The sequence below is a fragment of the Bartonella capreoli genome, assembly GCF_902813205.1.
In the GTDB taxonomy this organism is placed as follows: domain Bacteria; phylum Pseudomonadota; class Alphaproteobacteria; order Rhizobiales; family Rhizobiaceae; genus Bartonella; species Bartonella schoenbuchensis.
Window position 1 is genome coordinate 1 of sequence record NZ_CADDZX010000425.1, and the last position, 379, is coordinate 379.

The window sequence follows — 379 nt, forward strand, 5'->3', positions numbered from 1 at the left end:
GACAGGCTTTTCACCGGCAGCAAAAAAACTATTGCGTTCCCCCCTATCAAGTGCTGTAAGAGGATTCATACGTTTGCCTGAAGTAATAACCATAGCCGTTCCAGCAGAATTTGCTATCTTACCGGCTTCAAGCTTGGTCTTCATTCCTCCGCGAGAAATCTCTGAAACAGTAACATCTGCCATTTTTTCGATATCACTAGTAATCGATGCAATAAAGGGAATAAATTCAGCCTTTGGATCACGATGGGGAGACTTCGCATAGAGGCCATCAATATCTGATAAAAGTATCAAAAGATCTGAATCCATCATCGTTGCTACACGTGCTGCTAAACGATCATTATCACCATAGCGAATTTCACTTGTTGCGACAGTATCATTT

At 41.7% G+C, this 379-nt stretch carries 1 protein-coding gene; it reads right to left on the reverse strand.

The window, feature by feature from the left end; all coding sequences use genetic code 11:
* Nucleotides 1-379 (reverse strand): amino acid kinase family protein (locus J7R05_RS09115; RefSeq protein WP_484479022.1); only part of this gene is annotated, 379 nt, incomplete at both ends.